This is a genomic window from Candidatus Propionivibrio aalborgensis (assembly GCF_900089945.1).
GTDB lineage: Bacteria > Pseudomonadota > Gammaproteobacteria > Burkholderiales > Rhodocyclaceae > Propionivibrio > Propionivibrio aalborgensis.
On the sequence record NZ_FLQY01000291.1, the window covers coordinates 1 to 2,694 of the forward strand.

The window sequence follows — 2,694 nt, forward strand, 5'->3', positions numbered from 1 at the left end:
CTAGACTCCATTGCTGCTTGGACATAATGGATGGGCATTGATAACTAATGGTTCATTCTAAGGCAGCAGCGCGGTGGAAGTGGAGAGTATTTGGTCGTAAAGGAGCCTGATCGCTGCAATGTCAGCGCGCCTTTTTTGTGCACGCACCGACCGAATGTCTATGCATAAACGGCAAACTGATCAGGTCGGTGCCATCGCCAACGATTCACTGTTTCAGTGTCGAAACGGTGCGTGAAACGGAATTCGAAATCCGCCTGTGGGCTCAGGTTGTCTTCATTGACACGTGTGCGACAGGCAAGGATACTCGGAGCTGGCTTTTGCTCACCCGGTGCCAATCTTCAGGCGCGACATCCCAGCCCGATCCTTGAGGGAGCATCGGGCGAACGAAAGAGTGCGCTGAGATCATGCGACTGAATTTCCAGTGCTGTCGTGATCCGCACTGACCATTGACGACAGAATGAGACTGCGATGAAACTGCGTGCAAAGACGTCGATCCTGATCGTGTCGCTGGCGGCGGCATTGATTGTCGTCATCGCCAGCGCGTCCCTGCAGTATCAGGAGAGGGCACTGCGTGAGAATATTCTGTCCGGGGTCGATGCCGTCGCAGGCGCCGCGTCGCTGACCATCGAGGGTTTTATCCGTGACGGCAAGCAGAATGCCGCGCTGATCGCCAAGGCGCTGCCGCGCAAGCCCCTGACCGACGGCGACGACCTGTCACGCGTCGGGCAGGCGCTGGAAAGCGCGATCACCCTTGCGCCACGCTTTCGCAACGGATTGTTCCTTCTCGACGCCGACGGCGATTTTCTCGTCGACTATCCGCCGCACCCCGAACTCAAGGGGCGCTCGTTCGCTTTTCGCGATTACTACAAGGATGCCATGCGGGAAGGGCGGCCAGTCGTCAGCCCGCCGTATACCTCGAAGCGCACTGGCAAACCGGTGATCACCTTTGCTGCACCGGTAATTTCGGATGACGGAAAGATTCTCGCGGTTCTTGGGTGTTCGGTTGATCTGCTCGCGGAAGACGCACTGGGTCCCATTCTCAAGCAGCGGATCGGCAAGAACGGCTACGTGTACGTCATGGATACGACTCGCCAACTGATTCTCCATCCGGACGAGTCCCGTATCTTGAAGCGTGATGTTCCTGTCGGCGTCAACCGGGTGGTTGATGCTGCGATCGGAGGTTTTCAGGGCGTCGGAGAGACAACCAATTCCCAGGGCGTTGAGATGCTGATCGGCGTGCGTCAGATTCCAGGGACATCGTGGTTCGTCGCCGCCCAGGCACCGCGCGCCGATGCGCTCAAGCCGGTCGAGGATGTACGCTGGGCGGTCCTTCAGGTCGCCGCGCTGTCGCTACTTTTTGCCTTGATCGTCGGACTGTGGGCTGCCAGACAGATTACCCGTCCGGTCACCACGTTGCACCATGCGGCCTCGGCGATCAATCGCGCGCTCGGCAGCGACAATGTCGAACTCGCGCACGCCCGCCCGGCCGTCGAAATGTTGCGTAGCGTCGATTCTCGCGATGAAATCTCCGATCTCGCCCGCACGGTCGAAACACTGGTGGAACGGCTCGACGGCACACTCGGTGCGCTGGCCCTGTCGGCCGCCGAATGGGAGCGCACGTTTCATGCGGTCGCCGACCCGATCTTTCGCCTCGATCAGTCGTGGCGGATCGTTCAGCTCAACCGCGCGGCCGTGGACTGGTTACGCGAATCTCCGGCCAATCTGCTTGGCCGGAAGGTCGTCGAAGTCCTGTTTGCGGATTCTCCACCCCATGACTGGCCGCGTCGCGACAAGTTGCAGTTCGGGTCTTCACAGCGCGAGCTACGCTGGCGGGCGGACGTCAATCGCGGAGAAGCGCAGACCTGGGAATTCTCGGCGATCGCCATGGATGATGGCGGCGGACGGTGTGTCGGCGTGATTCTGGTCGCCCGCGACATCACTCAGCGCTTGCTCGAAGAAGACAAGATCCGGGCGCTGGCGTTTCGCGATACGCTGACGGGCCTACCCAACCGTCTGCTCCTCGCCGATCGCTTGCAGCAGGCGCTGGCGAGCGCCGCCAGGGATGAACACAGGGTCGCCGTGATGTTTCTCGACCTCGACCGCTTCAAGGAAGTCAATGATGTTCACGGGCACGAGGCCGGCGATGTGCTGCTCAAGGAAGTGGCGCGGTGCATGCGGCAATGCCTGCGCGACAGTGACACGCTGGCCAGGCAGGGCGGCGACGAATTCGTTGCCGTGCTGCCGAGCATCGGCGCCGTGGCCGACGCGATCACCATCGCAGAAAAGCTGCTGACCGTTGCCGCGCAACCGGTCGAATATTCCGGCGCCACGCTAAAGGTCGCAGTAAGTATCGGAATCGCCATTTATCCGGATTGCGCAGCAACGGCCGACGAACTCCTGCGGGCCGCAGACGCCGCCATGTATCGCGCCAAGCAGGACGGCCGCAACATCTATCGCATCTGCGAGCAGCGTACGTAGTCGCAGTTCGGGGATGCAGACGTAGGTTCGGGAGCGTAGAGCGCTATTCCGCGATGATCCGACCAGTTGTCAGGATCACCTTCTTGAGTCGTCTGATGACTGAAGGCCAATGAACAAATCCAGTCCCGATCAAGCTCAGTCGATGGTGGACGCGGTCTATCGCCGCGATTCGCGTCGCGTTCTGGCGACGCTGATCCGCCTGCTCGGCGACTTCGA

At 60.5% G+C, this 2,694-nt stretch carries 1 protein-coding gene; it reads left to right on the forward strand.

Annotated elements, in window-relative coordinates:
• Positions 1 to 468 precede the first annotated feature (468 nt).
• Positions 469 to 2,478, forward strand: coding sequence for a diguanylate cyclase domain-containing protein (locus PROAA_RS13265; RefSeq protein ID WP_186411799.1), 2,010 nt, complete (start codon positions 469 to 471; stop codon positions 2,476 to 2,478).
• The last annotated feature ends 216 nt before the right edge of the window (positions 2,479 to 2,694 follow it).

Bases quoted from the DNA above. Each gene is read 5' to 3' on its own strand.
- PROAA_RS13265 (WP_186411799.1), top strand. From the start codon at position 469: ATGAAACTGCGTGCAAAGACGTCGATCCTGATCGTGTCGCTGGCGGCG.